Origin of the sequence: Zoogloea sp. LCSB751 (assembly GCF_002028455.1) — a bacterium.
GTDB lineage: Bacteria > Pseudomonadota > Gammaproteobacteria > Burkholderiales > Rhodocyclaceae > Zoogloea.
In genome coordinates, this window is record NZ_MWUM01000011.1 from 57,891 (window position 1) to 84,435 (window position 26,545).

16 protein-coding genes are annotated in these 26,545 nt (G+C 70.3%); 5 read left to right on the forward strand and 11 right to left on the reverse strand.

Annotated elements, in window-relative coordinates; genetic code table 11:
- Positions 1 to 47: 47 nt before the first annotated feature.
- Entirely contained in the window at positions 48 to 647 is a 600-nt protein-coding gene (locus B4920_RS13865) for a cysteine hydrolase family protein (RefSeq protein WP_079435296.1), read from the forward strand.
- A gap of 174 nt (positions 648 to 821) precedes the next feature.
- Here B4920_RS13865 and B4920_RS13870 read toward each other — a convergent pair whose 3' ends face one another.
- Positions 822 to 1,145, reverse strand: a complete 324-nt coding sequence (locus tag B4920_RS13870; RefSeq protein WP_079435297.1) for a DUF1840 domain-containing protein — start codon at positions 1,143 to 1,145, stop codon at positions 822 to 824.
- A gap of 130 nt (positions 1,146 to 1,275) precedes the next feature.
- Here B4920_RS13870 and rarD point away from each other — a divergent pair, with 130 nt between their 5' ends.
- The 3 genes from rarD to B4920_RS13885 all read left to right on the forward strand — a co-directional run bounded on the left by rarD (position 1,276) and on the right by B4920_RS13885 (position 3,612).
- Complete coding sequence (gene rarD, locus B4920_RS13875) at positions 1,276 to 2,169, forward strand: EamA family transporter RarD (RefSeq protein WP_079435298.1); 894 nt, start codon at positions 1,276 to 1,278, stop codon at positions 2,167 to 2,169.
- Positions 2,170 to 2,228: 59 nt separating this feature from the next.
- Entirely contained in the window at positions 2,229 to 3,146 is a 918-nt protein-coding gene (locus B4920_RS13880) for an ROK family protein (protein ID WP_079435299.1), read from the forward strand.
- 127 nt (positions 3,147 to 3,273) lie between these two features.
- Complete coding sequence (locus B4920_RS13885) at positions 3,274 to 3,612, forward strand: hypothetical protein (RefSeq protein ID WP_079435300.1); 339 nt, start codon at positions 3,274 to 3,276, stop codon at positions 3,610 to 3,612.
- Positions 3,613 to 3,618: 6 nt separating this feature from the next.
- On the opposite strand, the gene B4920_RS13890 is transcribed toward B4920_RS13885, so the two are convergent.
- The 4 genes from B4920_RS13890 to B4920_RS13905 all read right to left on the reverse strand — a co-directional run bounded on the left by B4920_RS13890 (position 3,619) and on the right by B4920_RS13905 (position 10,269).
- The gene (locus B4920_RS13890) at positions 3,619 to 3,933 is read right to left on the reverse strand and encodes a hypothetical protein (protein ID WP_079435301.1); all 315 of its coding nucleotides are present in this window, start codon (positions 3,931 to 3,933) and stop codon (positions 3,619 to 3,621) included.
- Between the two features lie 179 nt (positions 3,934 to 4,112).
- Complete coding sequence (locus B4920_RS13895; RefSeq protein ID WP_079435302.1) at positions 4,113 to 6,038, reverse strand: PAS domain-containing hybrid sensor histidine kinase/response regulator; 1,926 nt, start codon at positions 6,036 to 6,038, stop codon at positions 4,113 to 4,115.
- Positions 6,035 to 7,297: an HD-GYP domain-containing protein gene (locus tag B4920_RS13900; RefSeq protein WP_254050939.1), complete on the reverse strand. Its 1,263-nt coding sequence runs from the start codon at positions 7,295 to 7,297 to the stop codon at positions 6,035 to 6,037. Before B4920_RS13900 ends, B4920_RS13895 begins: the two co-directional genes overlap by 4 nt.
- An 83-nt stretch (positions 7,298 to 7,380) precedes the next feature.
- A complete protein-coding gene (locus tag B4920_RS13905; RefSeq protein ID WP_079435304.1) occupies positions 7,381 to 10,269 on the reverse strand; it encodes a CHASE domain-containing protein in 2,889 nt (962 codons plus the stop codon).
- Between the two features lie 181 nt (positions 10,270 to 10,450).
- On the opposite strand from B4920_RS13905, the gene B4920_RS13910 reads away from it, so the two are divergent.
- Positions 10,451 to 11,209, forward strand: a complete 759-nt coding sequence (locus tag B4920_RS13910; RefSeq protein ID WP_079435305.1) for a sulfite exporter TauE/SafE family protein — start codon at positions 10,451 to 10,453, stop codon at positions 11,207 to 11,209.
- 3 nt (positions 11,210 to 11,212) lie between these two features.
- Here the strand turns inward: B4920_RS13910 and B4920_RS13915 are convergent, their stop codons facing one another.
- From B4920_RS13915 to B4920_RS13940, 6 genes are all read right to left on the reverse strand, one after another.
- Complete coding sequence (locus tag B4920_RS13915) at positions 11,213 to 14,392, reverse strand: DUF4157 domain-containing protein (protein ID WP_079435306.1); 3,180 nt, start codon at positions 14,390 to 14,392, stop codon at positions 11,213 to 11,215.
- Positions 14,393 to 14,729: 337 nt separating this feature from the next.
- Positions 14,730 to 16,127 carry an ATP-binding protein gene (locus B4920_RS13920; RefSeq protein ID WP_079435307.1) on the reverse strand — a complete coding sequence of 466 codons (1,398 nt, stop codon included), beginning with the start codon at positions 16,125 to 16,127 and terminating at the stop codon, positions 14,730 to 14,732.
- A 10-nt stretch (positions 16,128 to 16,137) separates the two neighbouring features.
- Positions 16,138 to 17,985 (reverse strand): contractile injection system tape measure protein, encoded by a 1,848-nt coding sequence (locus B4920_RS13925; RefSeq protein WP_079435308.1) that lies wholly within the window; start codon positions 17,983 to 17,985, stop codon positions 16,138 to 16,140.
- 15 nt (positions 17,986 to 18,000) lie between these two features.
- Complete coding sequence (locus B4920_RS13930; RefSeq protein WP_079435309.1) at positions 18,001 to 20,751, reverse strand: hypothetical protein; 2,751 nt, start codon at positions 20,749 to 20,751, stop codon at positions 18,001 to 18,003.
- Positions 20,744 to 23,452, reverse strand: a complete 2,709-nt coding sequence (locus B4920_RS13935) for a hypothetical protein (protein WP_079435310.1) — start codon at positions 23,450 to 23,452, stop codon at positions 20,744 to 20,746. Before B4920_RS13935 ends, B4920_RS13930 begins: the two co-directional genes overlap by 8 nt.
- The gene (locus B4920_RS13940) at positions 23,452 to 26,541 is read right to left on the reverse strand and encodes a baseplate J/gp47 family protein (protein WP_079435311.1); all 3,090 of its coding nucleotides are present in this window, start codon (positions 26,539 to 26,541) and stop codon (positions 23,452 to 23,454) included. Before B4920_RS13940 ends, B4920_RS13935 begins: the two co-directional genes overlap by 1 nt.
- Between the last annotated feature and the right edge of the window lie 4 nt (positions 26,542 to 26,545).

Consider the following 26,545-nt stretch of genomic DNA (forward strand, 5'->3'; position numbering starts at 1 on the left):
CGGCCGGCCTAAGCTGGCCGCACCTTCAATCGTTCTGGAGAAAGTCCATGTCCGCACCCTTCCTGCTCCGCCAACTCGCCGGCAAGCCGATGACCCCGCCGTCCCTCGCCGAATCCGCGCTGATCCTCATCGATGCGCAGAACACCTATCGCAGCGGCACGATGGCGCTGACCGGCATCGAGCCGGCCCTCGACGCCTGCGCGCGCCTGCTGGCCCGTGCCCGCCGGCTCGGCGTGCCGGTGATCCACGTGCAGCACGATTCAGGCCCCGGCAGCCTGTTCGACATCCGCGCCGGCATCGGCGCCATCGCCGACACGGTGGCGCCGGTGGACGGCGAGCCGCTGGTCGTGAAGCGCTTGCCGAATGCCTTCGTCGGCACCGAACTGGAGGCCGTGCTGAAGGAGAAGGGCGTGAAGAACCTGGTGATCGCCGGCTTCATGACCCACAACTGCGTCAACTCCACTGCCCGCGGCGCCTACAGCCTGGGTTACGGGGTGACGGTGCCGGCCGACTGCACCGCCACCCGCAGTCTGCCGGCGCTGGGCGGCGGCGTGGTGAGCGCGGAAGCGCTGCAGACGTCGGTGCTGGCGACGCTGGCCGACGTTTTCGCGATCGTCGTGGCGACGGAGGAGGCGATTCCCGACTGACGGTGGAGGTTGGGGGCGCCAGCGCTCCACCGCAAGGCCGGGCCCGTTGGGCGCTCAAGGCGGGATCGTCAGGTCCAAGGGATACCCTGTCAGGACCGTTGGGGCGAATGAATTCGCCCCAACGGGAGCCATCCTGGACCCTGCCGGCCAATCGATAGTGCGTTGGCTTCCCGCTCAGACGCCCCAGGTCACCGGCACCTTGTCCTTCAGCGAGCGTTCCAGCAATTCGAGCAGCGGTACGGCGCGCTGGAAGAAGCTCACCCCGCCGCCGCCGGGCTTCACGTCCTGCTCGTCTTCATCTTCGGGTTGCTCGGTCTGGCGGGCCTTGTCGGCGTCGATGGCGGCCTTGAGGGTGTCGATGGCGGCGGGCAGCTGCTCGACGGTGAAGATGCCCTTGGCGTCGTCCTTGTCCTTGCCGAGTACTTCAAGCATTTCCTTGCCGTTCTTCTCGAACATGATCACGTCGCCGCTGGCGGCAGATTTGAAGATGATCAACATGGTGTGGCGCATCCTTCTGGTTGGAATGCGACCATTGTAGGCGTGCCGACGCGTAGCGGCGGAAAACCCCAAGGGTGGGGTGCAGCAGGCAGTGCTACCGTGCGGGTTTTACCAGTGCTCGACTTCTTCCGTGGATAAAGGCAAGACCCTCGCCGGCATCGGCTTCGGCCTCGGTGCCTACGGCATCTGGGGTTTCTTCCCCCTGTTCTTCCGCCAGCTCGGCCATGTGGCGCCCCTTGACCTGCTGTGCAACCGGGCGGTGTGGGGTTGCGTGTTCGTCAGTTTGGTTCTTACCGCCCGTCGCCATTGGGCCAGCACCCTGGCGGCGGCGCGGCGGCCCGGCACGTTGTTGCGCCTGACGCTGGCCGCGCTGCTGGTCGGCGCCAACTGGCTGGCCTTCCTGTGGGCGGTGGACCAGCACCAGGTGGTGGCCTCCAGCCTGGGCTACTTCCTGACGCCGCTGGTCAATGTGCTGCTCGGCATGCTGGTGCTGAAGGAGCGCCTCAATGCCAAGGAATGGGCCTCGGTGGGCCTGGCGGTGGCGGCGGTCGGCAACGAGTTCTTCGCCCTCGGCAGCCTGCCGTGGATCTCCCTGTTCCTCGGCGCCAGCTTCGGCCTGTACGGGCTGGTGCGCAAGCAGGTGGCGGTGGATGCGATCTCCGGGCTGTGGCTGGAGACGCTGTCCCTGATGCCGCTGCTCGGCGCCTACACCCTGTGGCAGGCGGCCCACGGCCATGGCGTGCTGACCGGCTTCGACGGGCTTACCCAGGTGCTGCTGGTGGCGGCCGGCGGGCTGACTGCGCTGCCGCTGATGCTGTTCGCCGCGGCCACCCAGCGCCTCAACCTGGCCACCGTGGGCATGCTGATGTACATCAACCCGACGCTGCAGTTCCTTACCGCGGTGCTGATCTTCGATGAGCCGCTGCAGCCGGCCCGCCTCGGCACCTTCGGGCTGATCTGGGCCGGGCTGCTGCTGTACAGCTGGAGTGGGTGGACCAAATACCGCCAGGCCCGGCCGGCCTGAGGGCGCGCCGCGGGCTATCATTCGCCCCATCGTTTGTCATCTTCCGGCGGAGTTCCCCTTTGCGCATCGGCATCGACCTCGGCGGCACCAAGATCGAAATCATCGCCCTCGACGACGCGGGGCACACGCTGGCCCGGCGCCGCGTGGCCACGCCGCAGGGCGACTACCCCGCCACGCTGCAGGCGGTGGCCGGGCTGGTCGAGGCGGTCGAGACTGAACTCGGGCGGCGCGGCACCGTCGGCGTCGGCACGCCCGGCGCGGTGTCGAAGGCCAGCGGGCTGATGAAGAACGCCAATTCCACCTGCCTGAACGGCCGTCCGCTGCCGGACGATCTGCGCCAGTTGCTTGGCCGCGAGGTGCGCACCGCCAACGATGCCAACTGCCTGGCCCTGTCCGAAGCGGTGGACGGCGCCGCGGCGGGGGCCGAGGTGGTCTTCGCGGTGATCCTCGGTACCGGCGTCGGTGGCGGCATCGTGGTGCGTGGGCAGTTGCTGTCGGGCATCAATTCGATTGCCGGCGAATGGGGGCACAATCCACTGCCCCTGCCGGCCGGCGCCGATCTGCCGCTGCCGGCCTGTTATTGCGGGCGGGCCGGCTGCATCGAAACCTATCTGTCCGGGCCGGGGCTGGCGGCCGATCACCTGCGCAGCAGTGGCGTGGCGCTGGCGCCGGAAGCCATCGTCGCTGCCGCGCTGGCCGGCGACGCCGCAGGAGAGGCCAGCCTGCAGCGCTACGAGGCGCGCCTGGCGCGGGCCCTGGCCGGGGTCATCAACATCCTCGATCCGGATGTGATCGTGCTTGGCGGGGGCCTGTCGAATCTGGCGCGGTTGTACGAACGGGTGCCGGCGCGGTGGGGGGCGCAGGTGTTCTCCGACACGGTGGCGACCCGCCTGCTAGCGGCCGCCCACGGGGATTCGTCGGGCGTGCGCGGGGCCGCCTGGCTGTGGCCGGTTGCCGGACGGAGCCGGGAGGGATAGTTTGCGTGACAGCCGCAGCCGTCCCGTTGGAGGGGCGGGCTTGCTTCTGCTGTCTGCTCGGCTAAAACGATAGACAGGTCGGCGATGACGCCAGCCCCAACAGAGAGCATAAGAGAGCGACAACAAAATGGAATTCCTACCGCCGGCGCTGAACTGCGTCACCCTCTGCCAGGGAGCCTTGCTGGGGCGCCTGTGGCTTGCCCACGCCGACGTGGTGCAGCGCATGCACTTCCTGGGGAGTCGTCTCGCGGTGGGAACCGCGGAAAACCGCCTGCGCGTTCATGCCTTGAACACGGATGACGTGCTCGACGAGCGCGACAGGGTCAGCCATCAGGCCCGTCTCGACCTGCTGCTGGAGGCCGGTGCGGAAGGCTGGGCGACCATCTACCGGAGCTATCTGGATGAAATGACGGCCGCCTACCTGTGTTGCCTGCAGGGCTATACGGCGCCCCGGATCGAGTCCTGATGCGTGTCAGCGCAGCGGGAAGACCAGCGGCGGGACGCTGACCACCACTGACGGCCGGCTGGGGTAGGCATATACCGGCTGCGGCGCGTAGATGATCGGGCGTTCATACACGACCGGCGGCGGTGCGACATAAACCGGCTGGGGGGCGTAATAAACCGGGCCGTAGCCGCGGCCACCGTGATGGTGGTGGTGTTTGTGGTGCCCTTCTCCGCGGCCACCCCAACCGTGACCTTCGCCGCGGTCGGCACTGGCGGTGGCGGACAGGCCCAGGCCGGCAATGCCGATCAGGCCGGCGGCGATCCATTGGCGGGTATTCAGCATGGTGTTCTCCTTGGCGCGCCCGCGGGAGCGCGGTACGTCTCAAGGATAGCCGCTGGCCTTGCGCCGCCCTTGCATGGTTTTGTAAGAAAGTTTATGCGAATGGCCGGGGTTTTGCGCAGGAAAACCCCGGTTTGGCGGGGCTCTTCCGGGGGGGTGGCCGGTGCCGCATGGATGCCTGCTTACATTTCGTCCGGCGGTTTGATGGCCAGGCCGGCCCGGTAGGCGGCGATCAGGGTCTGTCGCCAGCGTTCGATGGCTGCCGACAGCGCGTCGCGGGCGACCGGTTTGATCACGTAGTCGTCCATGCCTGCGGCCAGTGCGTCGCGGCGCTCTTCCGGCATCGCATCGGCGCTGACGCCGATGATGTAGGCCTTGTAGCCCTGCTCGCGTAGCTGGCGCGTGGCGGCCAGGCCGTCCAGGCGCGGCATGCGGGCGTCCATGAAGATCAGTTCGTAGTTGGCTTCGGCACAGCGCTGCAGCGCATCTGCGCCGTCTTCGGCAAAGGCCACGTCCTGGGCGCCGAAGCGTTCGAGCATGCGGGTCAGTACGGTCCGGTTGATCGGGTTGTCCTCCACCACCAGGATGCGTGTGCTCTGGCGCAGGATCGGGCGGGGGGCCTCGGGCGCATGGCTTTCCTCGCCGATGCCGGTTTCCAGTTCGGCGGTGAACCAGAAGCGCGAGCCCACGCCTTCCTCGCTGTCCACGCCGATCTGGCCGCCCATCAGCTCGCACAGCATGCGGCAGATCGCCAGGCCGAGGCCGGTGCCGCCGTAGCGGCGGGTGGTGGACATGTCGGCCTGCTCGAAGGGGGTGAAGATGTGCGCGCACTTATCGGTGGCGATGCCGATGCCGGTGTCGCTGACCGTGACCCGCAGGCTGATCCGGCCGGGGCCGGTCGGCGTCGAGGTGACATGCACGCCGATCTGGCCGCGGGCGGTGAACTTGAAGGCGTTGCCGACCAGGTTCATCAGGATCTGGCGCAGACGGGTCGGGTCGCCGACGACCACCCGCGGTACGCTGTCGGCCACCATCGCGGTGAACACGATGGATTTTTCCACGGCCCGGGCGCGGAACAGTTTTTCCACGTCGGCGACCAGCGGACGCAGGTCGAAGCCGATTCTCTCGAGGCTCAGCTTGCGGGCTTCGATCTTCGAGTAGTCGAGGATGTCGTTGATGATGCCCAGCAGTGCGTCGCCGCTGCTCTGGATGGTGGCGATGTATTCCTGTTGTTCCGGCGTGTGCGGCGACATTTCCAGCAACTGCGCCATGCCGATGATGCCGTTCATCGGCGTGCGGATCTCGTGGGACATCATCGCCAGGAAGTCGCTCTTGGCCCGGTTGGCGGCATTGGCCGCGTCGCGGGCGGCGATCAGGGCCTGCTCGGCCTTGTGGCGCTCGGTGACGTCGGTGATGCAGAACACCCGGCCGATGACTTCTTCGTCGTGGCGCGCCGGCCGCGAGCTGGCCTCGAAAATGCGCCCATCCCGCAGCGGCAGGATGTCGAAGGTCTCCTTCACGTCCTGGCTGTGGCGGGTCAGCAGGGTGTTCAGGTCGGTGCCGTCGTCCACCGCGTCGGCCATGTACTGGAGGATCGCGCCGTCGTCGTGGCGGGCCAGGAGCTCCTCGGGCAGCTTCCACAGGCGTGCCAGGCGGCGGTTCATGTTGGTGATGCTGCCGTGGCGGTCGAGAACCAGGATGCCGTCGGCGGTGGCTTCGAGGGTGGCGCGCAAGCGCGAGGCCATCAGCGCCAGCTCGTCCTCGGCGCGTTTCTGCGCGCCGATGTCGGTGGCCCGCACCAGGATGCCTTCGGGAATCCGCCGTACCGTCTTGCGGGCCGACAGCAGGCTGTCGTCGGCACGCCGGTAGAGCCCCTCCATGACCTGTTCCTCGGTACTGCCGCCGGCCCGCACTTCTTCCCAGAAGAACAGGTCGGTGAGCGCGCATTCGATTTCGGTGACCGACTGGCCGGGCAGGCTGCCGGCCGGGTAGCCGAGCAGGCGCGAGGCGGCCGGGTTGGCGGCGAGGATGACCAGGGACTCGGGATCGACGAGGAGCAGGATCTCCTCGGCCGCGGCGAACAGCAGGTCCTGGTAGTGTTCGCTCATTGCCGGGGCCCCTTGCGTGAGTCGGAGTCGAAGTAGTAGGTCACGCGTTTGCGCGGGCTGAGGTATTCATACACCTCGGGCGGCAGCTGGATCGGGCGCAGGGCCTTGGCGATGTTGATGTCCGGTTCTTCCTCCAGGTCGAGCAGGATCGCCTCGTCCTTCGGAACGCCGGGATCGTAGACGGTGACCCACGGCCGCAGCGGCTTGGCCGGATTGACCGAGGACACCAGGGCCAGCGCATCGTTGGAGAGCTTGACGACCGTGCCCGGCGGATAAACGCCCAGGCAGCGGATCATCACCTGCAGCACCTTGCCGTCGAACTTGGCGCGGCGCTGGGCGAACATCAGCGACAGCGTCTCGTGGGGCGTCATCGCCTTGGCCAGGTCGGGCGGGTTGCACAGGTTGTCGTAGTAATTGACCAGCGACACGATGCGCGCCAGCGGATCGATCTGGTCGCCCTTGAGCTTGTTGGGGTAGCCGCTGCCATCGGACAGTTCGTGGTGCTGGGCGATGATGCGCAGCACCGGCTCGGGCAGGCCGAGCTGCTTGCCCATGCGCACGCCGTACTCGCAGTGCAGCTGGCGCAGGTTGCGTTCCGGCGTGGTGAGCTCCTGGCGGGGCCGCGCGATGCGGTCGGGCACGTCGCTGAGGCCGATGTCATGGAGCAGTGCGCCGACCCCCAGCAGCTGGCAGGTGGGCCGGTTGAAGCCCAGGTCCTTGGCCAGCATCATCGACAGGATGGAGGTGTTGAGGCCGTGGAAGTAGGTTTCCTCGCCACCGGCGTGTTCGCCGATCACGTGCAGCGCCACGTCGGGCTGATCGAGGAAGGCGCTGACCATCTGATTGACCAGTTCGTCCACTTCCTCCAGGCATTCCTTGGGGCGTGCGAACAGGTTCTTGTTGATGTTGCGCATCACGCCGGCGGCCTTGACCAGTGCCTTTTCCACCTCGATCACCTGGCGCTTGCGCTGGGCCAGGCGGGCGATGCGCTCGTGCTTGCTGGCCAGGGCGGCGTTGGTGGCTTCGTCCTCGACCGCTGGCGCGGGGGGCGGAATCTCCACCGGCAGCGTCGTCACCATGCCCCGCGGCAGCACGTCGGAGCGGTCCGGGTCGTAGCGGAAGTGCTTCAGGCCCAGGCTGCGCAGGATCTGCAGCTGCTCGGCGGTGCGGATCTTGAAGCTGTTGAAGCTGAACGGGTGGCTGAACCAGGGCAGGTCGATATGAATGAACAGCCCTATGCAGAGCTGGTCAGGGGTCACGACGAAATCCTGGGACGGAGTGTCTGGCATCGGTGGGCAAGCGGCGGACGATTCCTGCTATTTCGGCCGGCAAAAGCCGAAGTTTAACCGCCCAGGGTATGGCTGGTGATGGCTGCGGGCGTCTTGGCCCGCTTTTCGAGCCAGTGCAGCAGGGTGCGGAACAGCAGATCCGGGTCGGCGGGCTTGGGGATGAAGTCGTCCATGCCGGCAGCGCGGCAGGCCAGCCGGTCTTCCTCGAAGGCGTTGGCGGTCATCGCCAGGATCGGTGTGCGACCGTGGGCGGGCAGGGCGCGGATGGCGCGGGTGGCGGCGAGGCCGTCCATCACCGGCATCTGGATGTCCATCAGGATCAGGTCATAGGGCGTCTGCTCGGCCAGGCGCAGTGCTTCCGCGCCGTTCTCGGCAAGGTCGGTGGGCAGGCCGAGGATCTCGCGCAGCAGCTCCAGGCTCACTTCCTGGTTCACCCAGTCGTCCTCGGCCAGCAGGATGCGTCGGTGGCGGTGCTCGGCGCGCAGTTTCTGCTCGGCGTCGGTGCTGCTCGGCAGTGGGTGCTCCGGGTTGGGCAGGGGGCGGGCGCTGCGGGCCACCCGGCACGTGAACCAGAAGACGCTGCCTTCGCCAGGGATGCTGTCCACACCGATCTCACCGCCCATCAGGCGCACCAGGCGCTGGCAGATCGTCAATCCCAGGCCGGTGCCGCCGAAGCGGCGGGTGGTGGAGCTGTCGGCCTGCTCGAAGGGCTGGAAGATCCGGTGCAGTGCGTCGGCAGGAATGCCGATGCCGGTGTCGCGGACTTCAAAGCGCAGCAGCAGGCCGTCGCTACCCTCGCTGGCGCCGCTGACGGCCAGCGTGACGCTGCCCTGGTGGGTGAACTTGATGGCGTTGCCGATGATGTTGAGCAGTACCTGCTGCAGGCGCAGGGGGTCGCCGAGCAGCGGCAGGTCGGCCAGTTCGGGCGCCAGTTCCAGGCGCAACTGCAGGCCGCGGGCGGCCACATCGGTACCGACAAGACTGTCCACGTTGGCGATCACTGCCTTGAGCTGGAAAGGCACTTCTTCGATCGGCAGGCGTTCGGCGTCGATGCGCGACAGCTCCAGCACGTCGTTGAGCAGTTGCAGCAGGTGGCCGGCGGCGCGGGAGATGCGGCCGAGGCGCTCGCGCTGATCGGGGTCGGCATTCTTGCGGCTGAGGATGTGGGTGAGGCCGATGATGGCATTCATGGGGGGGCGCAGCTCGTGGCTCATGTTGGCCAGGAAGCTGCTTTTCGCTCGGTTGGCGGCCTCGGCGGCTTCCTTGGCGATGGACAGGTCGGCGGTGCGGGCGGCGACCAGTTCCTCCAGGTGATCCCGATGGCTTGCCAGTTCCCGGTTGGCCGCCGCGATGTCGTGGGTCTGGCGCTCGACGCGGCGCTCGATGATGGCGGTGCGGCCGGTCATGCCGAGCATCAGGGTCTGCAGGAGGGTGGCGAAGAGCAGGCCGACGACGCCGACGCCCCAGGCGATCCACGGCCGGTTGAGGGCCAGGTAGCGGTCGTCGGCAAACACCTGCAGGGTCCATGTCCGGTCGCCGGCGCGGATCTGGCCGGACCACATGGCACGGGTGGTACGTGCGTCCATCGGCTCCGTGGCACGGTCGAGGCGCTGCGGTCCCGGGCCGGCGGCCGGGTCGGTCAGTTCCAGGTGCAGCCCCGGCGGCAGTCCGTCACCGGTGGCCACCGCCACCAGCTGGTCCATGTTGATGATGGCGATGGCAAAGCCCCGCAGCGGGTCGCTCCTGACCGGCCTTTCCCCATGCCAATGCACCGGCGCGAGGGCCAGCACCGTCACCTTGCCGGTTTGCTCCTGGACCAGCCGCAGCGGCGCGCTGACGGCGATGCCCGAATACGCCCTCTGGCCGCGGTCCAGCGCCTCGCGGCGCACCTTCTCGGAGGCAAGATCGAAGCCCAGGGCGAGCCGGTTCGGGAGCGCCGGGGAGATATAGGTCACCGGCACGTAGGCATCCCGCGCGGCCGCCGGCACGAGGCTGCCGTCCTCGCTGCGTTCCTTGATGGCGAACTGGCGCTCGTTCAGGCGCCGGCTCATGTCGCGCTCGAAGGTGGCCCGCTCGGCGACTGGCACATAGGCGTTGAAGCTGAAGGCGGCCAGGTCCGGGTTGTCCTGCAGCGTGGACAGTGTGAAGGCCTCGAACTGGGCTGGGCCGATGTCAGGCGTCACCTCGAGCAGGCGGCGCAGGGACAGCAGGGCCTCCCGATGGATCTGCAGGCGATCCTCGATGCGTTTCTGCACCCGCTCGGCGTCGGCCTCAAGGCGATGTTGCTGGCCGTTCTGCTCCCAGCGGGCAGTGGCGTAGATGGCGATGCCGACGAACAGCAGGGTCAGCAGCATCGGCGCGGTGATCTGGCGCCGGCGGGCCTGCCACAGGTGGTTGGAGCGGATCAGGAAGCACAGGCACAGGGGCGCGAAGGTCAGAACGCCGAGGGTGTCGCCGACGAACCAGTTCCACCACGCAAAGGCCAGCTGCGGCGTGGCCATGACCTGCAGCAGCGCCAGGCTGCCGACGCCGACCGAAGCCGAGACCAGGCAGGCCAGTGGGCCGCCGATCAGCAGGAAGTGCAGCACTGTCCGCTCGTGTTCCAGCGCATGCCAGCCGTTGCCGCCCCAGCGGCGCACCAGGGCCTGGCCGAGCCAGGCCTGGGCGGTCGCGCCGCTGGCGATCAGGCTCGCCGCCACGGCAGTCCGCGGATCGAGCGTGTGGCTGAGGAAGGCCAGGCCCAGGTTGAGGCTGGCCGAGCCGAGCCAGATGCCCGGCAGCGCGCTGCGGCCGAAGCACAGGGCGGCCGCCAGGGCCAGGCCGGAGGCTGGGAAGATCGGGCTGGCGTAACCCGGAGCGATCGCGAACAGCAAGCCGAGCCCGCCGAGGGCCAGGTAGCCGGCGGCAACGAGCAGGAGTCGGCTGGGCGTGGCGTTCAACATCTTCAGACGGGGGCCACGACGGAGGCGGCGGATCAGTTGGCCGGGACAGACCGGCCGGAAGTGGAAAATGTACTACTTAAGGCATAGGCATGGGTACGCGCGGTGCCGCCCTGCAACATGGATTCACATTGCCTGTTATGCTGCGCCGCTTCCTTCCCGGACCCTGTTGGCACCTGTACCGATGGAAATGAACACTGCCGGCTGGATCGTCACCGCGATCGCCGTCCTGCTCACCGGTATCTCCAAGTCCGGCCTCGGCGGCGCCCTCGGCGGGCTGGCCGTGCCCTTCATGTCCATGTGGCTGTCGCCGCGCGATGCGGTGGCGGTGATGCTGCCGATCCTGATCTGCATGGACATGGTCGGCATCCGCGCCTGGCGCGGCCAGGCCGACTGGGCCGACCTGCGCCTGTTGATCCCGGCTGCGGTGCTCGGCATTGCCGCCGGCACGCTGGCCTTCGGGGTGATGTCGGAAACGATGGTGAAAGGCGCGCTGGGCCTGATCTCGGTGGCTTTCGCGGCGGATCGCCTGCTGCGCCGCAGCCGCCCGGCTGCCGGGGCGGACGGCCAGCCGCCACGCCGCGGCTTCGCCTGGCTGTGCGGCGCCGGGGCCGGCTTCACCAGCACCCTGGCCCACGCCGGCGGGCCGCCGGTGATGGTCTACCTGCTCAGCCGCGGCCAGCCGCGCCAAGTCTTCGTGGCGACTTCGGTGTTCTTCTTCGCCTTCATCAACCTGGCCAAGCTGCCCTTCTACCTGGGTCTCGGCCTGTTCAACCGCGATACCCTGCTGATGTCGGCGATGCTGCTGCCGCTGGTGCCGATCGGCGTGTGGACCGGCATGCGCGTGCTGGCCAGGCTGCCGGAGCGCGGCTTCTACCTGTTCGCCACGGCGGCGCTGGGCCTGTCGGGCGTGAAGCTGCTGTGGGACGCCGTCGCCGGCTGAGCGCTACTTGCCGAGATCGAAGACCTCCGCGTCCGGCCGCGCGCCCTGGCGCGATGCGATGGTGCTGGTGAAGGCCTCCTGCTGCTCGCCGTCCTCGTTCTTGCGGATCGCGTAGCAGTTGAAGTCGGCGTTCACGAAGTTGCGCGGGCTCTTCTTGCCGGGCACCGGGAAACTGGAGGCGACGATGCCCACCTTCACCTCGTACCACACCCAGCTGTTCTTCTTTTTCAGCCAGCCGAGCACCGTCGATTCGGTGGAATAGCGGTGGCGGCTGTTGGCGATGGCGGTGATCGGGAACAGGTTCTTGTCGTCGCCCTCGCCGCCCAGCTTGTCGTTGAGCAGGTGGCCCTTGATGTACTTGCGTTCGGCGCTCTCGCCCGGATCGGTGACCAGCTGGTTCATCACCGCTGACAGCGCCGACGAGGATGGCCCGCTGCCGTGGGCACCGGCATATTTGGCGTCGAGCCAGTCGATGCTCATGTGCACCGCCACCTGGCTGCCGCCGAGGCCGGTCTGAACCTGGCTCAGGAAGCGGGTTTTCTTCGGCGCGCCGGTTTCCTCGAAGGCCTCGAAGAGGGTTTTCATGTCGGCCACCACCGTCGGTGCCTCGGGCGTCGTGGCGAGGGTCTGGCGCACTCGCCCGATCACCGCCACGGCGTTCTTGCGGGCCTTGCTGGCGTCCGCCTCCCTGGCCATCGCGGCGTACTGGTCGAGCTTGGTGAGGATGGGCTTGGGATCCTTGCTGGCCACCATCGGTACCGGCTTCTTCTCGTCGCCGGTGAAATACACCTCGTGGGATTCGCCGCCAGCGGTGCGGAAGGGCTTCTTCTCCTTCCACCATTCGACGACCTTGCCGACGGCCGCCTTGGCCTTGCCATACAGCGCCTTGCCGATCTTGACGATCCAGCCGACCAGCCAGTCGAGGGCCTTGTCGATCGGCGCGCGGATCTTCTGGATCACCGCCATCACCTTGTCGGCCACCTTGCCGAGGCCGATGAAGCCGGCCAGGAAGCTGATCGCCAGGGACAGCAGGTTGGCCAGCGTGCTCTCCACGCGCTTGGCCGCCGCGTCTATGGCGCCGCCGGCAATCGCCACGATGGAATCCACGAAGGCCTTCACGGTCTGGGCGATCTGCGCCAGCTTGCTGACGAAGACCATCACCGTGTCGTAGATCGACAGGATCGCCGAGATGAAGCCGGCACCGGGGATGAACATCGCCACCAGTTTGGGCACCGCCTTCTTCACCACCATGTCGATGACGAAGTCGCTGATGCCGCCGATCACCATGTCCTTCAGGTTGCCGAGCATCTCCTTGATCTTGTCCCACGCCGCCGCCGGCCCGCCGGTGACCAGCGCGACGACCACGTCGAAGCCGGTCTCCATGGCCTTCACCACCGGCTCGCCGACCGCGGTGACGAGCTTCTGGCGGATGTTCTGCCAGGTCAGGCCGAGCACCGACAGCACGAACTTGAGGATTTCCTGCAGCTCCAGCTTCTGCGGGATGTAGATGCCCGGCAGCGCGCCGGTGAGCCATTCGATGAGGCCGGTCTTGAGGTGCGTGCCGATGCGGTCCACGAAGCCCTCGAAGCCGGCCTTGGCGGCCCGCACCAGGTTGCGCACGAAGCCGATCGGATTGCGGAAGATGCTCTGCAGCGCACCGGCGGTGCGGCGCAGGTAGGGCATCACGCTGGGGGCGACCACCTCGAAAATGATTTCCAGCAGGCTGATCACCTGTTGGCCGGCCCAGCTGAAGAAGCGCCCGGCGAAATCGCCGAAGACCCGCGCGATGCGCACGAAGGTCTGCGGCAGGGTCAGCAGGTCGGATACGCCGAGGCTGCGCAGGGTATCCATGAACATCCCCGGCAGCGCCGTGACGAAGCCCATCAGCCCGGCCAGTGCGCCCTGGAACCAGGCCCAGGCGCGGGCGATGGCGTTGCCCTTCTGGATGTTTTCCCACACCTCGTCCTGGCCGATCAGCTTCATGAAGCCGCCGATCAGGTTTTCGGCGCTGCGTGGCACCGGGTCGCCGGTGATCGGATTGCGGCCGAGCACCGCGCACAGCAGGTCCCAGCCGCGGGTGCCGGCGGCCAGCCCGGCCAGCGGGCGCAGGATCGCGTCGCGGATGAACTGCAGCACGCCGGACACCAGGTTGCCGACGAAGCTCGTGATGCGCGAGATGGGATCGGTGACGATGCGCTTGGCCCGCTCCCACACCCCGCCCAGGTCGAAGATGTCGCGCCAGCCCAGGCTGTCGAGGAAGCGGTCCACCGCCTGGCGGATGCTGCTGCCGATCAGCCCGAGGGTGGCGATCTGCTGCTGTACCCACACGGCCACCCGGTCGATGATGCCGTGGTTGTCGAGGGCCTGGGTGATCAGCGCGCCGCCGGGCATCAGCTCGACCACCGCCCGCAGCAGGTTGGCCGGGCTGCGCTCGACGGCCCGCATGTTGATCGGGTTCACCCCCAGCACCAGCGTGAACATGCGGAAGCCGGGCAGGTTGTTGGCGTGGTCGGCGAAGTAGTCCAGCGCGTCGCCGATGCCGAGGCGCTGCACCGCCGGGGCGCTGTGCTCGACGACGCCGGGCAGCAGGCTGCGCCGGACCTGGGCGGGCGCCTGCGCGGCGGCGCCCTGCTGGATGGTGTGGGTCAGCTCGTGGGCGATCAGCTCGCGGCCGGCGCTGTTGTCGGGCTGGTAGGCGTCGCGCCCGAAGAAGATCTCGCGGCCGACCGTGAAGGCGGCGGCGTTGAGGCGGCGGCTGGCCTGGGCCGCCTGCGGTCCGGTGTGAATGCGCACTGCCGAGAAGTCGGCACCGAAGCGGGGCTCCATGAAGTCCCGCAGGCTGCGCGGCAGCGGCTGGCCGCCAGTGGGCAGCGCGGCCGCCGCGGCGGGGGCCGGCCGTGGCGCAGCGGCTGCCGCTGTCGCTGTCGCCGGTGCGCGCTGGGCCGCCGCCGGCACGAGGCCGGTAAAACGGGTGGTGCTGGCCGACACCGGCGCCGCCGGCAGGCTGACGACCCGGCGGGCGACCTGCACCGCCTCCCGCTCGGCCGCGTCGTGGGGGCTGGACACCGTCAGCCCGCCGGCCGAGGCGCGCTGCGGCATGACCGGCGCCGGCGTCCGGACTGGCGCCGCCACGGCCCGGTGCTCGGGTGGGCGCAGGATGTGGCGGGACAGCGGCGCGTTCATGGCCGGGCTCCACCGACGCCAGCGGGGGCGGATTCACTTGCCCTCGGTACCTTCGCCCCCCGTGGCCGCTGAACCCGCAGAGGGCGAATGAATTCGCCCCCACAGGAGGGGACCGCGGTCCGTGCCGGAGCCGGCATTTCACCCCGTTGGGGCGAATTCATTCGCCCGCGGACAGCGGCGTCCCCACGAGCGCGAGCCCGGTCCGGTGTCCATCCCTGTAGGGGCGAATTCATTCGCCCACTGTGCGTTGATCGACCTCCGCGGGCGAATGAACTCGCCCCCACAAGGGAGGAGGCCAGGGCTGGGGCGGCTGCTCGGCTGGGCATCGGGCGCCGGCCTAGCTGGCCCGGCCCTCCTTCAGCAGTTCGCGGCGCAGGCCTTCGTCCACCGCCGCTGCGCTTACCGAGCCGTCGCCGCGCCCCAAGGCCTGCAGGCAGGCGTAGCGCACCACGTTCATGATGGTGCCGCCGGAGATCTCGTGCTGGCGGGCCAGTTGGGCGAGGTCGAGGGCCGGGTCGAGGTGCACCGGGGCCGGGAAGGCCTCGCGCCACAGGCGCAGGCGCTCGGCCGGGCGCGGCAGCGGAAAGGCCACTACCGACTGGAAGCGGCGCAGGAAGGCGTCGTCGATGTTGTGGCGCAGGTTGGAGGCGAGGATCACCACGCCGCTGAAGGCCTCGATGCGCTGCAGCAGGTAGCTCACCTCCTGGTTGGCGTAGCGGTCGTGGGCGTCGGAGACGCTGCTACGCTTGCCGAACAGGGCGTCGGCTTCATCGAAGAAGAGGATCCAGCCGGCCTGCTCGGCGGCCTCGAAGAGGCGGGCGAGGTTCTTCTCGGTCTCGCCGATGTACTTGGAGCTGACCTGGGACAGGTCCACCCGATACACCTCGCGCCCGCAGCGCTGGCCGAGCAGGCAGGCGGACAGGGTCTTGCCGGTGCCGGACGGGCCGTGGAAGAGGCTCACATAGCCCGGCGCGATGCGCCGCCCGAGGCCCCAGTCGTCCATCAGCGTGCGGCCGTGGACCAGCCACAGGCCGATGTCCTCGAGTTGGGCAAGGGTTTGGGCGGGCAGTACCAGGTCGCTCCAGTCCAGCCCGGTGAACACCCGCCGCGCCGGGATGCCGGCTTCGCCGCCGCCGGGTAGCGGCAGGCCGGGCAGGGCTTCGGCGAGGAAGCGCGGCGACAGCTGCAGCGGGCCGCCGAAGGGGCTGGCCGGCCCGTCGCCGGGTGTTGCCGGGCCCACGCGCAGCACGTCCTCCCGCGCCAGCCGGCCTTCCGGGGCGAGGCGGCGGATGGCGGCCAGGCGCAAGTCGAGGGCGTCGCCGGCCAGCAGGAAGCAGGCCGTCTCGCCGCTGGGCTGGAAGCAGGCGCCGTCGCTGCGGCCACCGAACTCGGTGAACGGGCGCTGGGTCGTTTCGTTGCGCGACCACAGCACGTCGAGCAGTTGCGGGCGTAGCAGCGGCGCGAGGGCCAGCGCGACGAGTAGCCGGTCGGCCGGGTCGAGGCCGCGGCGATGCACGGCGGCGGCGTAGGGGCAGTCTGCGCGGGCCAGGGGCGGGGCGTCGGCGGGCAGCGGCGGCGAGGCGGGCGGCTGGCCGAAGTAGCGCTGCAGGCGGATGCGCAGGCTGTCGGCCAGCCATTCCAGCTCGGCCTCCAGCGTGGCGGCGGCGGCCTGCAGCAGGCTGTCCGCCGGCTCTCCGCCATCGGCGGGGCGCCAGGGCAGGTCGTGGCTGTTCATCGCCCGTCCCTCATGGCGTGCCCCATTCGGTCAGCAGCGGCCATGGCATCCACGGCAGGCGGACCAGGCCGATGCTCCACGGTAGCAGGCCCAGCAGCATGTCGAAGGATTCCGGCTCGACGCGTAGCTGCCAGGCTTCGTCCTCGTGGCGCAGGTGGCCGCGGCGGCGCAGGAAGGCGGTGCGCAGGCCGTCGGTGGTGGTGCCGCGCAGGGCTTGCCAGTGGGCCAGCACGGCGGCCAGCAGGGCCTCGGCCTCGGCGTGATCGGCGTCGTCCAGGTCGGGTAGCGCGTGGGTGAGCGGTGAGTCCGGGGCGCGGCCGAGCAGCAGCTTGACGAAGGGCAGCTCGAGTTCGAGCCCGCTGCTGCCGGTGGCCAGCCAGTGCAGCAGCGCCGCGGCACGCGGCAGCGCGGCGTCGGGCAGCGGTCCGCGGTGTCCGGCGGCGATCAATCCGACCGCCTCGAACAGGCGCGGCAGGTAGGGGTGCAGCAGCACCAGTCCGGCCTCGGGTACGAGCAGGCCGGCGGCGGCGCGCGCGGCCGGGCGCTGGTCGAAATTGAGGGGCGTGTCGGTCGGCGCTGTCAGAGCGGGAGGCGCGAATGCCTCGCGTGATGCGGCTGGCTCTCGCAAGGTGGGGCCTGGCGATCCGCCGCCGGACTGCGCCGGCTGCGCTGCCGCTGCGACCGGCGGGGGCGTGTCGGCCAGCAGGTCGAGCACGGCCTGCCAGTGGGGTTCGGGCGGGCGCGTCGCGAACAGGGCGGCGAGCCATGCACGGGCGACGGCTTGCCAGGGGTGGCGGCCATTGGCGGCAGGGCTGTCGCTTTCCAGCGTCCATGCCAGCCACAGGGCCTGGGCATGCAGGCTGTCGCCGTCGTCCAGGTGGGCGGTGGCGGCGAGCAGGGCCAGCAGCGCGCGGCTCAGGGGATGTTCCGGCGCTGCCGGTGCGTGGATGCCCACCACGTGCCGGCGCCACGCCGCCGGTAGCAGGGTCAGCCAGCGGCTCAGGCCGCCGAGCCGTGCGGCGCGGGCTTGGGCATGGATGTCCGGCGGCACGCAGCCGAGGCTGGCCCAGGCCAGTGCCGCCTCGCCCAGCAATGCGCGCAGGCTGTCGTCCGCCAGCCCGGCGAGGGTCCAGTCGGCGCAGCCGTCGCGCAGGTAGGCGGCCAGGCCGGCCTGGGCCTGGATCGCGGCGGTGCCCGGCTGGGCCGGCGGCGGGATCGGCGCATCGGCCGCCGGGGAAGCCGGGGGGCTGCCGGTGGTGGTGGCGTCGAGACGGCGGGCCAGTTCGCGCAGGGTCGGGATCGGCAGGGGCAGGGGTTCGCCGCCGAGGTTCAGGGTCGCGCCGGGCAACTGTTGGCCGTGGCGGTGTGCCTCGTCGGCTCCTTCCAGGGCGCTGCGGACGGCGTCGTGAAGGTCGGCCGGCGCGTTGTGCAGCCAGGTCAGCAGCAGTGGCGCGGTGTCGGCGGGGCAGGATTCGGCGACGCCGGGCCCACTGGCGGCCCGGGGCGCGCTGGCCAGGCTGTTCGCTGCGGGCGCGGGCGCGGGCGCGGGCGTCCGTTCGGGCGGGATGGTGGCCTGGAGCACCGTCAGTCCGGCCAGGGCTTCGTCGGCGGCGGCGGCGACCTGGGCCGGCAGTTCGTCGGCACACAGCGCCGGGCTCAGCCGCAAGCTCAGTTCCAGGCGCGGCAGATGCACCACCCGATCGTCGGGGGCGTGGGCCGACAGGCTGTTGGCGAGGGCCGCCAGCACCGGCTCGGCGGCGTCCCGCAGCACGCCGCGCAGCGCGAAGGCCGCTGCCGGCGTGGGAGCCCGCGCCTGCCACTGCAGGCGGCGGATGCGGTGCGGGAAGGGTGTGCTCATGGCGGCTCCCGGGCATCAGCGCTTCAGGCGGTTGAGGTTCTGCAGGTTGCTGATCAGCACTGCCTGGGCCGGCACCGCGGTGCTGCCCTTGAGGGCTTCCAGCTTGTTGCCCAGATTGGCGGCGACGGCCGCGTCGGTGACGTACACCGTGCTGTTGGCCAGTACCGAGGCCACGCCGGCGGCGGCTCCGCTGGAGGTGTCCACCTTCTGGGTGACGACCCGGGTGGTGGTGTCGGCGACCGCTTCGCCCAGTTCCGTCTGGGCCTTGGTCAGCATGGCCTGGGCCTGCGCGCGGCTGTCTTCCGGCAGGTTGCCCTGGCTGACCAGGTCCACCAGGCTCTGCACCTGCTGGCGCTTGTTCTCCACGTCCTTGACCATCTGGTCGAGCACCACGTCGCCGGTGGCGACGCCCTTCAGGCCGATGGTGCCGGCGGCGGTGGCGTCCTTGGTGCTGAAGGCGCCCTTGACGAGGCCTTCCACGTTGGCGGTCTGGGTTTCGAGCTTTGCCCGAATGTCGGTTTGCACGGCCTTCAGGTCGGCGGCGAGGGCTTCCCGGGCGGCGTCGAACTTGCTGCCGACGACGCTGCCAACCAGCGTGCTGACGACCAGGTCCACCGGCCGGACGACCTTGATCGGGATGACGTCGATGGGTGGCCGGCGCAGCGGCGGGCGCGGCAGCGGCGGCTCGACGGGTTCGGTCTCGTCCACCTCGGCGCAGGGATAGGCCAGGGTGAAGTCGGCGACGACCTTGCCGCTGTCGTCGTAGGCCAGTACGAAGCAGCCGCCGCGCCACACGCCGCCCAGGTGGTCGAGGCCCGGGTTGTCGGTGGCGAAGCGGGCCAGCAGCAGCTTGTCGTCGGCCTTGTCGTCCTTGGCCTTGATGAGGTTGTCGAGCCAGTCCAGCCAGATCGGGTGGGTGGTCTGGATCAGGGCGTCCACCGGCGATACAAAATCGCTGCGCGACAGCTTGCCCAGGTTGACGCGCGCGGTGCCGACGGTGCGCAGGGTCTCGGCGATGCCGTTGTTCCAGCGGCTGCTTTCGGTCGTGGTCAGGTAGGCGCTGTAGGTGGGCTGGTCGAGGGCCGGCTTGGCGCTGCCAGCCAGGCTGCTGACGGCGCTGCGGGCCTGGGTCGCGGCGGCGATCACCGATACGCCGGTGTCGGTCTGGTCCGGGATGTCTTTGCTGTCGATGGCGGCTTTTAGGTTGTCCAGGTACTGGCCGGAGAAGGTGTCGCTCTCGTCGAGGCGCAGGGACACGTCCTGGCGCAGCAGATAGTGGATGCGGTGCAGGTCGGTGTAGCGGATGCCGGGGCGGATCTTGATCAGCTCCTTGCGGTTATGCACCAGCACCGCGTGGACCTCGAAGGGCAGGTTGCGGTCGGCGATGAGCTTCTTCAACTCGCTGCGCACGGTGTCCACCGGCCGGCCGAGGTGGCCTTCGACGCGGAAGAAGTCGTGGGCGGCGATGCTGCCGGCCAGCGGGTCGAGGGCGCGCGGGCTGCCCTGATACTCGGCGGCTCGGTAGCCCAGGTTGTGATTGCCGAGGCGGCGGGCGGCGAGGCGCGGGTTCCACGCGGCGTTCATCGCGGCGGTGTAATACCAGGGGATCGCCCGTTCGCCGAGGGGCCGGTCCTCGCCGTGGCTGGGGGTTACGCGCAGCACGGTGTCGGCGGGTGGTGCGTAGTTGGCGATCAGCTGGTCGAAGCGGGTCAGCAGCAGGCCGAGTTCGGAGGCGGTGGCGCGGCTATGGCCATCGGCGGCGGCCGGGTAGAAGGCGGTGCGTGCGTCGTCCGGGGCATCCAGCGCGCCGGCCGCCAGGTGCTTGGGAAAGGCCAGCGGCAGCGGGCCGGCGGGCAGCGCGTCGGCGTCCAGCAGCGCGTCGCGGATGGCGTTCCAGGCTTCGCAGAGATCCTTCAGAAAATCGTGGAAGGGCAGCACCGCGCCGGCCGTCGCGTCCTGCAGGCGTTGCAGTGTGGCGATCCAGTCGGCGACGGGGTTGCGCCAGAAGGCCGCGGCGAGCACACCGGGGAAGCCTTCGGCAAAATTCTTCAGGGTGTCCACCAGGCCGGCTAGGGTCTTGCCGGCGGCGTCCCGGTAGCGGGCGATCAGTACTTCGGCGGTGGCCAGGTCGCTGCCCAGCTGCGGCCGCCAGGCGATCAGCTCGGGCAGTTCGCGGGCCTGCTCGGCCAGCGTCAGCGGGCCGGCGGCCAGGTTGGCGGCGGTGCTGCGGCTGGTCAGCAGCACGCGCAGGCGCTGCTGGCGCTCGCGGCCGAGGTTGTCGCAGTCGGCGCCGGTGCACAGGTCGGGGTCGCTGACGGTGGTCTCCGCCAGCAGGATCACCGCCTGCCCTTCCAGTGCACCGGCCGTGAGCGGCACGCCGAGGGGATCGTCGCCGGAGGTCAGCTCGCCGCTGATCAGCAGCACGCCGCTGGCGGTATCGAAGAAAGGTTCGTAGCGCGGCGCGGTGGCGTCGTAAGGGCGCAGGCGCGGATAGGTGGTGGCGGCGTCGATGCGCACCAGGTCACCGTCGCAGGTGAGGCCGAGGCCGGCGCCGACGGTCACGCTGGCGCCGTCGCTGCCCACCGCGAAGCCGGCGACGATGCCAGCGCCGACCAGCGTGACGCGGGATAGGCGGTCCTGCTGGTCGAGCCAGCTGGTGACTTCGTTGAGCTGGGTGTGGGTGAGGACCTGGTCGCGCTCGAAGACCGCGTACTGGCTGGCGAGGGGCGCGGTGAGACTTTGCAGGACCTTGATCGGATCAGCCATGGTCCGTCTCCTGGTTGATGACGTGGTCGGGGGCGCTGCCGAGGGCCGTGCTGCCGAGGACGAAGGGCGGCTTGGGCGATTCGGCGAAGCAGTCGAACAGGGTGCGCTGCGGGTAGATGTTCTTCATCGTCGTGAGGGCGTCGATCAGCGCCAGCAGCTTGGCTTGCCGGTCGGCACTGGTGACGCCGGCGTGCAGCGACAGCCAGTCCCGGTAGGCGAGCTCGAAGCGGGCCATGTCGTCGGCGTTCACCCAGCAGATCTTGGGTAGCAGGTGGGCCGGCACCTCGCTGCGGATCACGTGCTCGGCGAAGTTGCGGAAATCCATCTGCTGGAAGCGCCCGGCGTAGGCCGGCAGCACGATCTGCAGGCGCCAGGAATAAGGATCGGCATCGGCGCAGTCGCTGCAATCGCTGTCCACGCAGATCGGCAGCAGCGGGTCGTCGTCCTGGCCGGGGCGCAGCAGCAGGTTCTCGATGACGTACAAGCCTTCGCCGCTGTAGTGGTCGCGCAGGTAGTCGGCCAGGTCGGCGATCACGTTGCGCGCCGCCGCTTCGCTGGGGAAGCCCTCGACACGCCGCGCCAGCCGCTGGCCGTCGGCATCGACGACGCTGAAGTAGAAGCGCTGGTCGTTGCCCTGGACGATGCGGTAGTGCTGGTCGTCGGCCTGCTGGCCGCGGGTGATCGCGGCGATCATGCGGGCGCGGGCGTCCTCGCGGCTGGCGAAGTTGGCGGTGGACGACAGCAGGATCTTGTTGTCGCTGGCGCGGTAGATGCGGAAGCGGAATTCGTCGCCGGGGGTGGTGTCGATCTCGGCGTAGGTCTCGTAGGACACCGCGCCGAGGTTGCGGCGGCTGAAGTCGGCGATACCGAGCAGGCGCGCCAGGCGCTTTTCTAGGCCGCTGACGTTGGGGCTGTTCCACAGGTTGGTGGGGCTGTCGAGGCTCTGGTCGTAGGCGCCGGCGCGGTTGGCGGACAGTTCGGCGGCGTCGGCCAGGAAGGCGCACTTGTCGGCGATCACGTCATCTTCGGTGTGGGCGAAGGCGGAGGCCATCGCCGCAGCGTACTCGGAGAAGTCCTCGCCGAGGCGGGCCAGCAGGTGGTCGAGCAGGCGGTGCTGGCGGGTCGCCGCTTCGGCCGGCGTCTCCTGCAGGTTGGCGAGCAGGGTCGGGGTGACGTCGGCGGCATACACCCGGTCGTGGCCGACGATGCTGTCCACGGTCTGTGCGGCCAGCACGTGGGCGTCGTCGGGCAGGCCATCGAAGCGGTCGGCTGCGGCGGTGAGCTCGGCCGGCGCCACCGACAGCAGGCTGGCGGCTTGGGCGAGCTGGGCCAGGTCGTTGGCGATCTGCTGGTCGAAGAAGGTGAGGTAGGCCTTCAGCTGCAACACCTGGGCCTGGCGCTGCGCGTCCGGGTTGCCGGCCAGGCCGGCCGGGCCGAGGCCGTAGAGGGGCGGGAAGTCGAGCTGCACCGAGCGGTAGGCGGCGAGGTCGCGCCAGCGCCCGTCGGGCACCGGCAGGTCTTCGGCGCGGGGCGTTTCGACAGCTTGGCGGGCGGCTTCGAGCAGCGCATCAAGGCGGCTGCGCACGGCGGTGGGCATCTGCGCGAGGTTCCAGCCGGCCACCGGCAGGCCGCGCTTGCGGAACACCAGCCGGCCGGCCGGCGTCTCGCCGTCGGTATCGATGGCCAGGCGCGGCAGGTGGCCGGCGCTGACCGGCACCCGCCAGCGGTTGGGCACCGGCTGCGGGTTGCCGCTGCCGTCGAGGGGATTGAGGACGATGTCGGTGATTGCATGGACGCCGGGCACATCCATCAGCACGCCGATCAGGTCGGACAGGCGCAGCTCGGCGGGCAGTTCGGAGGCCGCCAGGTCGGCTTCGTCGATGAAGCCGTCCTGCAGTGCCGGGCCGTCGAAGATGTCGTCCACGCCGCGCCGGCGGCCGTCGGCCAGCGGGCGGGCACGCATCTGGGCCAGGCTGTAGCTGGGCACTGGCGGGGCGATGGCCTGGGCGGCGGCGAACAGCAGGCGGGCGGCGACCTCGGTGACGTCGGCGGTGGCCTCCAGATCCAGTTCGGCGCACAGGGCGAATCTCTCCGTCGGCACCGGCTCGATGGCGACGAAGTCCTCGCACAGGTTGCGCTGGGCCTCCAGCGTGGCGCGCACCGTGCGCAGCACCGGCTCGCGCTCGGCCTGGGTGTTCACCGCGTCCATGAAGTCGATGGCGACCCGGTACAGGCCGCGGATGCGCACTTCCCGGTAGTGGCTGTGGGCCGGTGGGGTGCGGGCGAGCTGGCGCTGCAGCAGGTCGGCGTACAGGGGCGGCGCGTCGGCGGGCATGATCCAGGCGTTCTTCACGCCGGGCAGGTCGATCAGCTGCTTGCGCCAGTCGAGGACGGTCAGCGGGCGCGTCGGCAACACCCGCCGGGCCCGGTGGAAGCGGTCGGCGAGGGCCAGGGATGCGCCGGGCGGTGGGGTCAGCAGGTCTTCCAGCGGCAGCTCGGCCCGGTAGCCCAGCTCGGACTGGGCCCAGGTGACCAGTTCGAGGATCGTGATGCCCGGGTCGTGCAGGTTGTGGTCGGTCCAGGTGGCGCCGGCGAGGCGGCGCAGCAGGGCCAGCCCCTCGTCGTAGAGGGCCTGGGCGTCGCGGCCAGCGGGCTCGGGGGCGCGTGGCAGCGTGGGCGGTATGGACAGAGGGGTGGCCATCAGCTCACCTCGGCGATCAGGTGGTCGGGCGCGGAGACGAGGATCACGTCCGGCGCGTCGGGGGCCAGCTCGGGCCGGTCTTCGGCCGGGCGGTCGGCGAAGCACAGGCGGAAGTCGGTGACGTAATCCACCCACGGCAGGCCTTCGACGAAATCCACCAGTGCCGAGCGCAGCACGCGGCCGCCGAATTCGAGGGCGCCGCCGGCGTCGAAGGCCCACGGCGACAGGGCACGCAGCAGGGCCTGGTTGATCTGCGCGCGGTAGTAGCTGAAGGCGTAGCCGGGCCGCATGGCGACCTTGAAATCCACCTGCACGGCCCGGTAGGCCGGGTTGCGCACGGCCAGTGTGGTAGCGTCCAGCCCCATCGGTGCGCGGGCCAGCAGGAAGGCCTTGATCCGCTCCAGGGTGTCCAGGTCCACCCGCGGCTGCAGCGGGTCCACCGCGTTGCGGTTGCGCAGGTCCGGCACCACCACCACGCGCACGTGGCCGGGGGCCAGCCACGACGTGTCGCTGGCGTGGGGGATGCACTTGATGCGGTCCACCGCCGGGAAGGCCTGCAGCACCAGGCGCTCGTAGTCCCAGCGGGCGATGGCCCGGTTGCGGTGGCGCAGGCGTTCGGCGGCGCGGCGGGCCAGTGCGGCGGCGTCTTCCTGCAGCGCGCCGCCGAAGGACGCGTAAGGCTGGCTGACCGTCTTCAAGGTTGGTGCCGGTGCCACGAAGCGCGCGATGCTGCCAGCCGGCAGCGCGCTGGCCAGGTGACCGGCAGCGTTGGCGTGGTCCTCGAAGACCGCCTCGAAGGCGTTGGCATGCACGCCGACCAGGCGGCAGGCGGCTTCCGGTTGCGTCGCGATGGCGGCCCGCAGCCAGATCAGGCCGGCCGGCAGGCGGGTGTTGTCGGTGGTGGCGTCGGTGGGCAGCACCACGCTGACGAGGCCGCTGGCGCGCAGCTCGCGGCTGCTGTCGAGGGTCAGCTCGGCGCCGCTGGCGAGGGGCCGCCAGGCGTTGTCGGCGAGCACTGCCCAGCTCAGGCGCTGGGCATTGGCGAGGGGATCGGCGCTGCCCTCGGCGACCTGGAACAGCAGGCTCAGCGGGTCGCCCGGGGCGAGGCCGGACAGGCCGATGAGCAGCTCGCCGGCGTCCCGGTGCGGCGGCAGCAGCGGGATGGGGCCGGCCTGCAGCCATGGGTGGCGGCCGCTGAGCCAGGCGTGCTCCCGCGACACGCCGAAGGCGTCCACGTGGAAGAACTCCACTTCGGCGTTGGCGAAGCTGGCGTCGCTGTCGTCGTCCACCCGGCTCGGCCCGGCGTCGGCCTGGTAGGACAGGCTGATCTCCTGGGCCTTCGGCGTCCATGGTTCGCCGAGGATCACCTTCGGCGTGGCGAGCAGGCCGGCGACGGCCTCGCTGCGCCAGGCGGCGTGGAGTAGATCGGTGTTCAGCGCCAGGGTGATGAAGCCGGCCCGCGGGGTGCTGGCGATCGGTGTGTCGGAGGCCACGCCGCGGCGCAGGCGCAGGAAGCCGGCCTCCCGGCGGGCATAGGCGCTGCCGGCGCGGGCGAAGGCTTCGTAGACCGTGGTCCAGCGGTAGGGGCGACGCTGGCCGGCGCGGCTGGCGGCGCTCAGGTCGAGAAGGCTGCGGCCGCCGGCGGCCGGTGCCAGGCAGACCGGCCCGGCCGGATGGGCGCCGCCGGCATCGGCCCATTCCGCCTGGGCCCACACGCCGCTGGAGAGGCTGCCCTGGCCGGAGTAGTGGGCATACAGCGCGCTGAGGGCCTCCTGGGTGGTCGGCGCGCCCTGCCAGCCGACTTGCAGGCTGAGGGCCGACAGGCGCTTGCCGAGGGCTTCCGGGCAGCCCACGTAGAAGCGCGTGCCGATGCCGGGCTGCGGGCCGAAGGGGAGGAAGGCCTTCTTCGGATCGAGCTGGCCGAAATCGCTTTCGAGGGCCAGCGTGCGCAGGCCGTCCGCCTTCACGCCGATGCGCGCCCGGCGCAGCTTGAGGCCGGCGAGGCGGCCGAAGGCGGAGGAGCCTTCCTTGAGCATCAGCTGGAGTACCGGCAGCCCGGCCGGGAAGGCCTGCTGATGGAGCGCCGGGCTGGCGTCGACGATGGCCGGTTGTGTCGTGTCGATGCGCAGGCTGAAGGCCCAGCTGCCAGCGGCCAGCGTGGAGTCGGCGCGGGCGATGGGGAAGGGGCCGAGCCAGCCCTTGGGGCCGGACAGGCGCGCCTCGAAGGCGTCGGCGAGCTGCTCGCCGCTATGTGTTGCCGGGTCGATGCCGTCCAGCTCCAGGCCGACGTCGATCTGGCGGCTGCCTTCGGCGAGGCGCAGCACCGCCGACGCGAGGGCGAAGCCGACCGGCGCGTCGGGCAGCGCGACTTCATCGCTCCGGCGCACGCCGAAGGGGTGCCAGCTGGGTGGATCGGTGGCCAGCTTCGCGCCGAGGCCGTTGGCGGAATCGGCCACCGGCGCGAAGCGCAGCCGGCCGTCGCTGCCGAGGGCGATGCTGCGCAGGCTGGCGATGCGCGCCTGGGTGGCGACCATCGGGCGGACCGGCCGGTAGAACAGCGGCTGCTGGCGGGCGTCCTTGCCGGCGGCCAGCAGCGCGTCGGTGCCGATCTCCAGCGGCGTGGCGCCTTTCTTCAGCTCGACCAGCACATGTACGTGGTCGGCGACCGGTGGGCGCGGCGCGAAACCGAGCACCGTCTGCATCTGGAAATCCAGGTGCTTGCGGGTGAAGTCGTTGAGCAGCGCGCGCGGGCGGGCGGCGACTTGGAAGGCGGCGACCAGCAGGGCCAGGTGTGGCGGCAGCGCGCCGCTGTCGTCATCGGCCAGCGCGGCGAGGCGGGCCTGGTAGTCTGCATCGCTTTCGCCGCTGGCCTGTTGCGGCAGGAAGTCGCGCCAGTCGTCGGACGGCAGGCGCGGGTCGGCGCCGTAGTAGTTGAGATGGCCGGCCAGCGCGGCGGCGGCGCGCAGCAGGCCGCCCACCTTGCGGTCGTCCAGCGGCGCCGAGGCCGGATCGAGATGCGGGTCTAGGCGGTCCGCCTGGCGGGTGCCGGCGGCGGCGATGAGGGCGGCGAGGATCTCGTGCCGGGCCATGGTC

Bases quoted from the DNA above. Each gene is read 5' to 3' on its own strand.
- B4920_RS13915 (WP_079435306.1), bottom strand. From the start codon at position 14,392: ATGAACGCGCCGCTGTCCCGCCACATCCTGCGCCCACCCGAGCACCGG.
- B4920_RS13925 (WP_079435308.1), bottom strand. From the start codon at position 17,985: ATGAGCACACCCTTCCCGCACCGCATCCGCCGCCTGCAGTGGCAGGCG.
- B4920_RS13905 (WP_079435304.1), bottom strand. From the start codon at position 10,269: ATGTTGAACGCCACGCCCAGCCGACTCCTGCTCGTTGCCGCCGGCTAC.
- B4920_RS13935 (WP_079435310.1), bottom strand. From the start codon at position 23,452: ATGGCCACCCCTCTGTCCATACCGCCCACGCTGCCACGCGCCCCCGAG.
- B4920_RS13910 (WP_079435305.1), top strand. From the start codon at position 10,451: ATGGAAATGAACACTGCCGGCTGGATCGTCACCGCGATCGCCGTCCTG.
- B4920_RS13885 (WP_079435300.1), top strand. From the start codon at position 3,274: ATGGAATTCCTACCGCCGGCGCTGAACTGCGTCACCCTCTGCCAGGGA.
- B4920_RS13930 (WP_079435309.1), bottom strand. From the start codon at position 20,751: ATGGCTGATCCGATCAAGGTCCTGCAAAGTCTCACCGCGCCCCTCGCC.
- B4920_RS13920 (WP_079435307.1), bottom strand. From the start codon at position 16,127: ATGAACAGCCACGACCTGCCCTGGCGCCCCGCCGATGGCGGAGAGCCG.
- B4920_RS13940 (WP_079435311.1), bottom strand. From the start codon at position 26,541: ATGGCCCGGCACGAGATCCTCGCCGCCCTCATCGCCGCCGCCGGCACC.
- B4920_RS13870 (WP_079435297.1), bottom strand. From the start codon at position 1,145: ATGTTGATCATCTTCAAATCTGCCGCCAGCGGCGACGTGATCATGTTC.
- B4920_RS13890 (WP_079435301.1), bottom strand. From the start codon at position 3,933: ATGCTGAATACCCGCCAATGGATCGCCGCCGGCCTGATCGGCATTGCC.
- B4920_RS13895 (WP_079435302.1), bottom strand. From the start codon at position 6,038: ATGAGCGAACACTACCAGGACCTGCTGTTCGCCGCGGCCGAGGAGATC.
- B4920_RS13865 (WP_079435296.1), top strand. From the start codon at position 48: ATGTCCGCACCCTTCCTGCTCCGCCAACTCGCCGGCAAGCCGATGACC.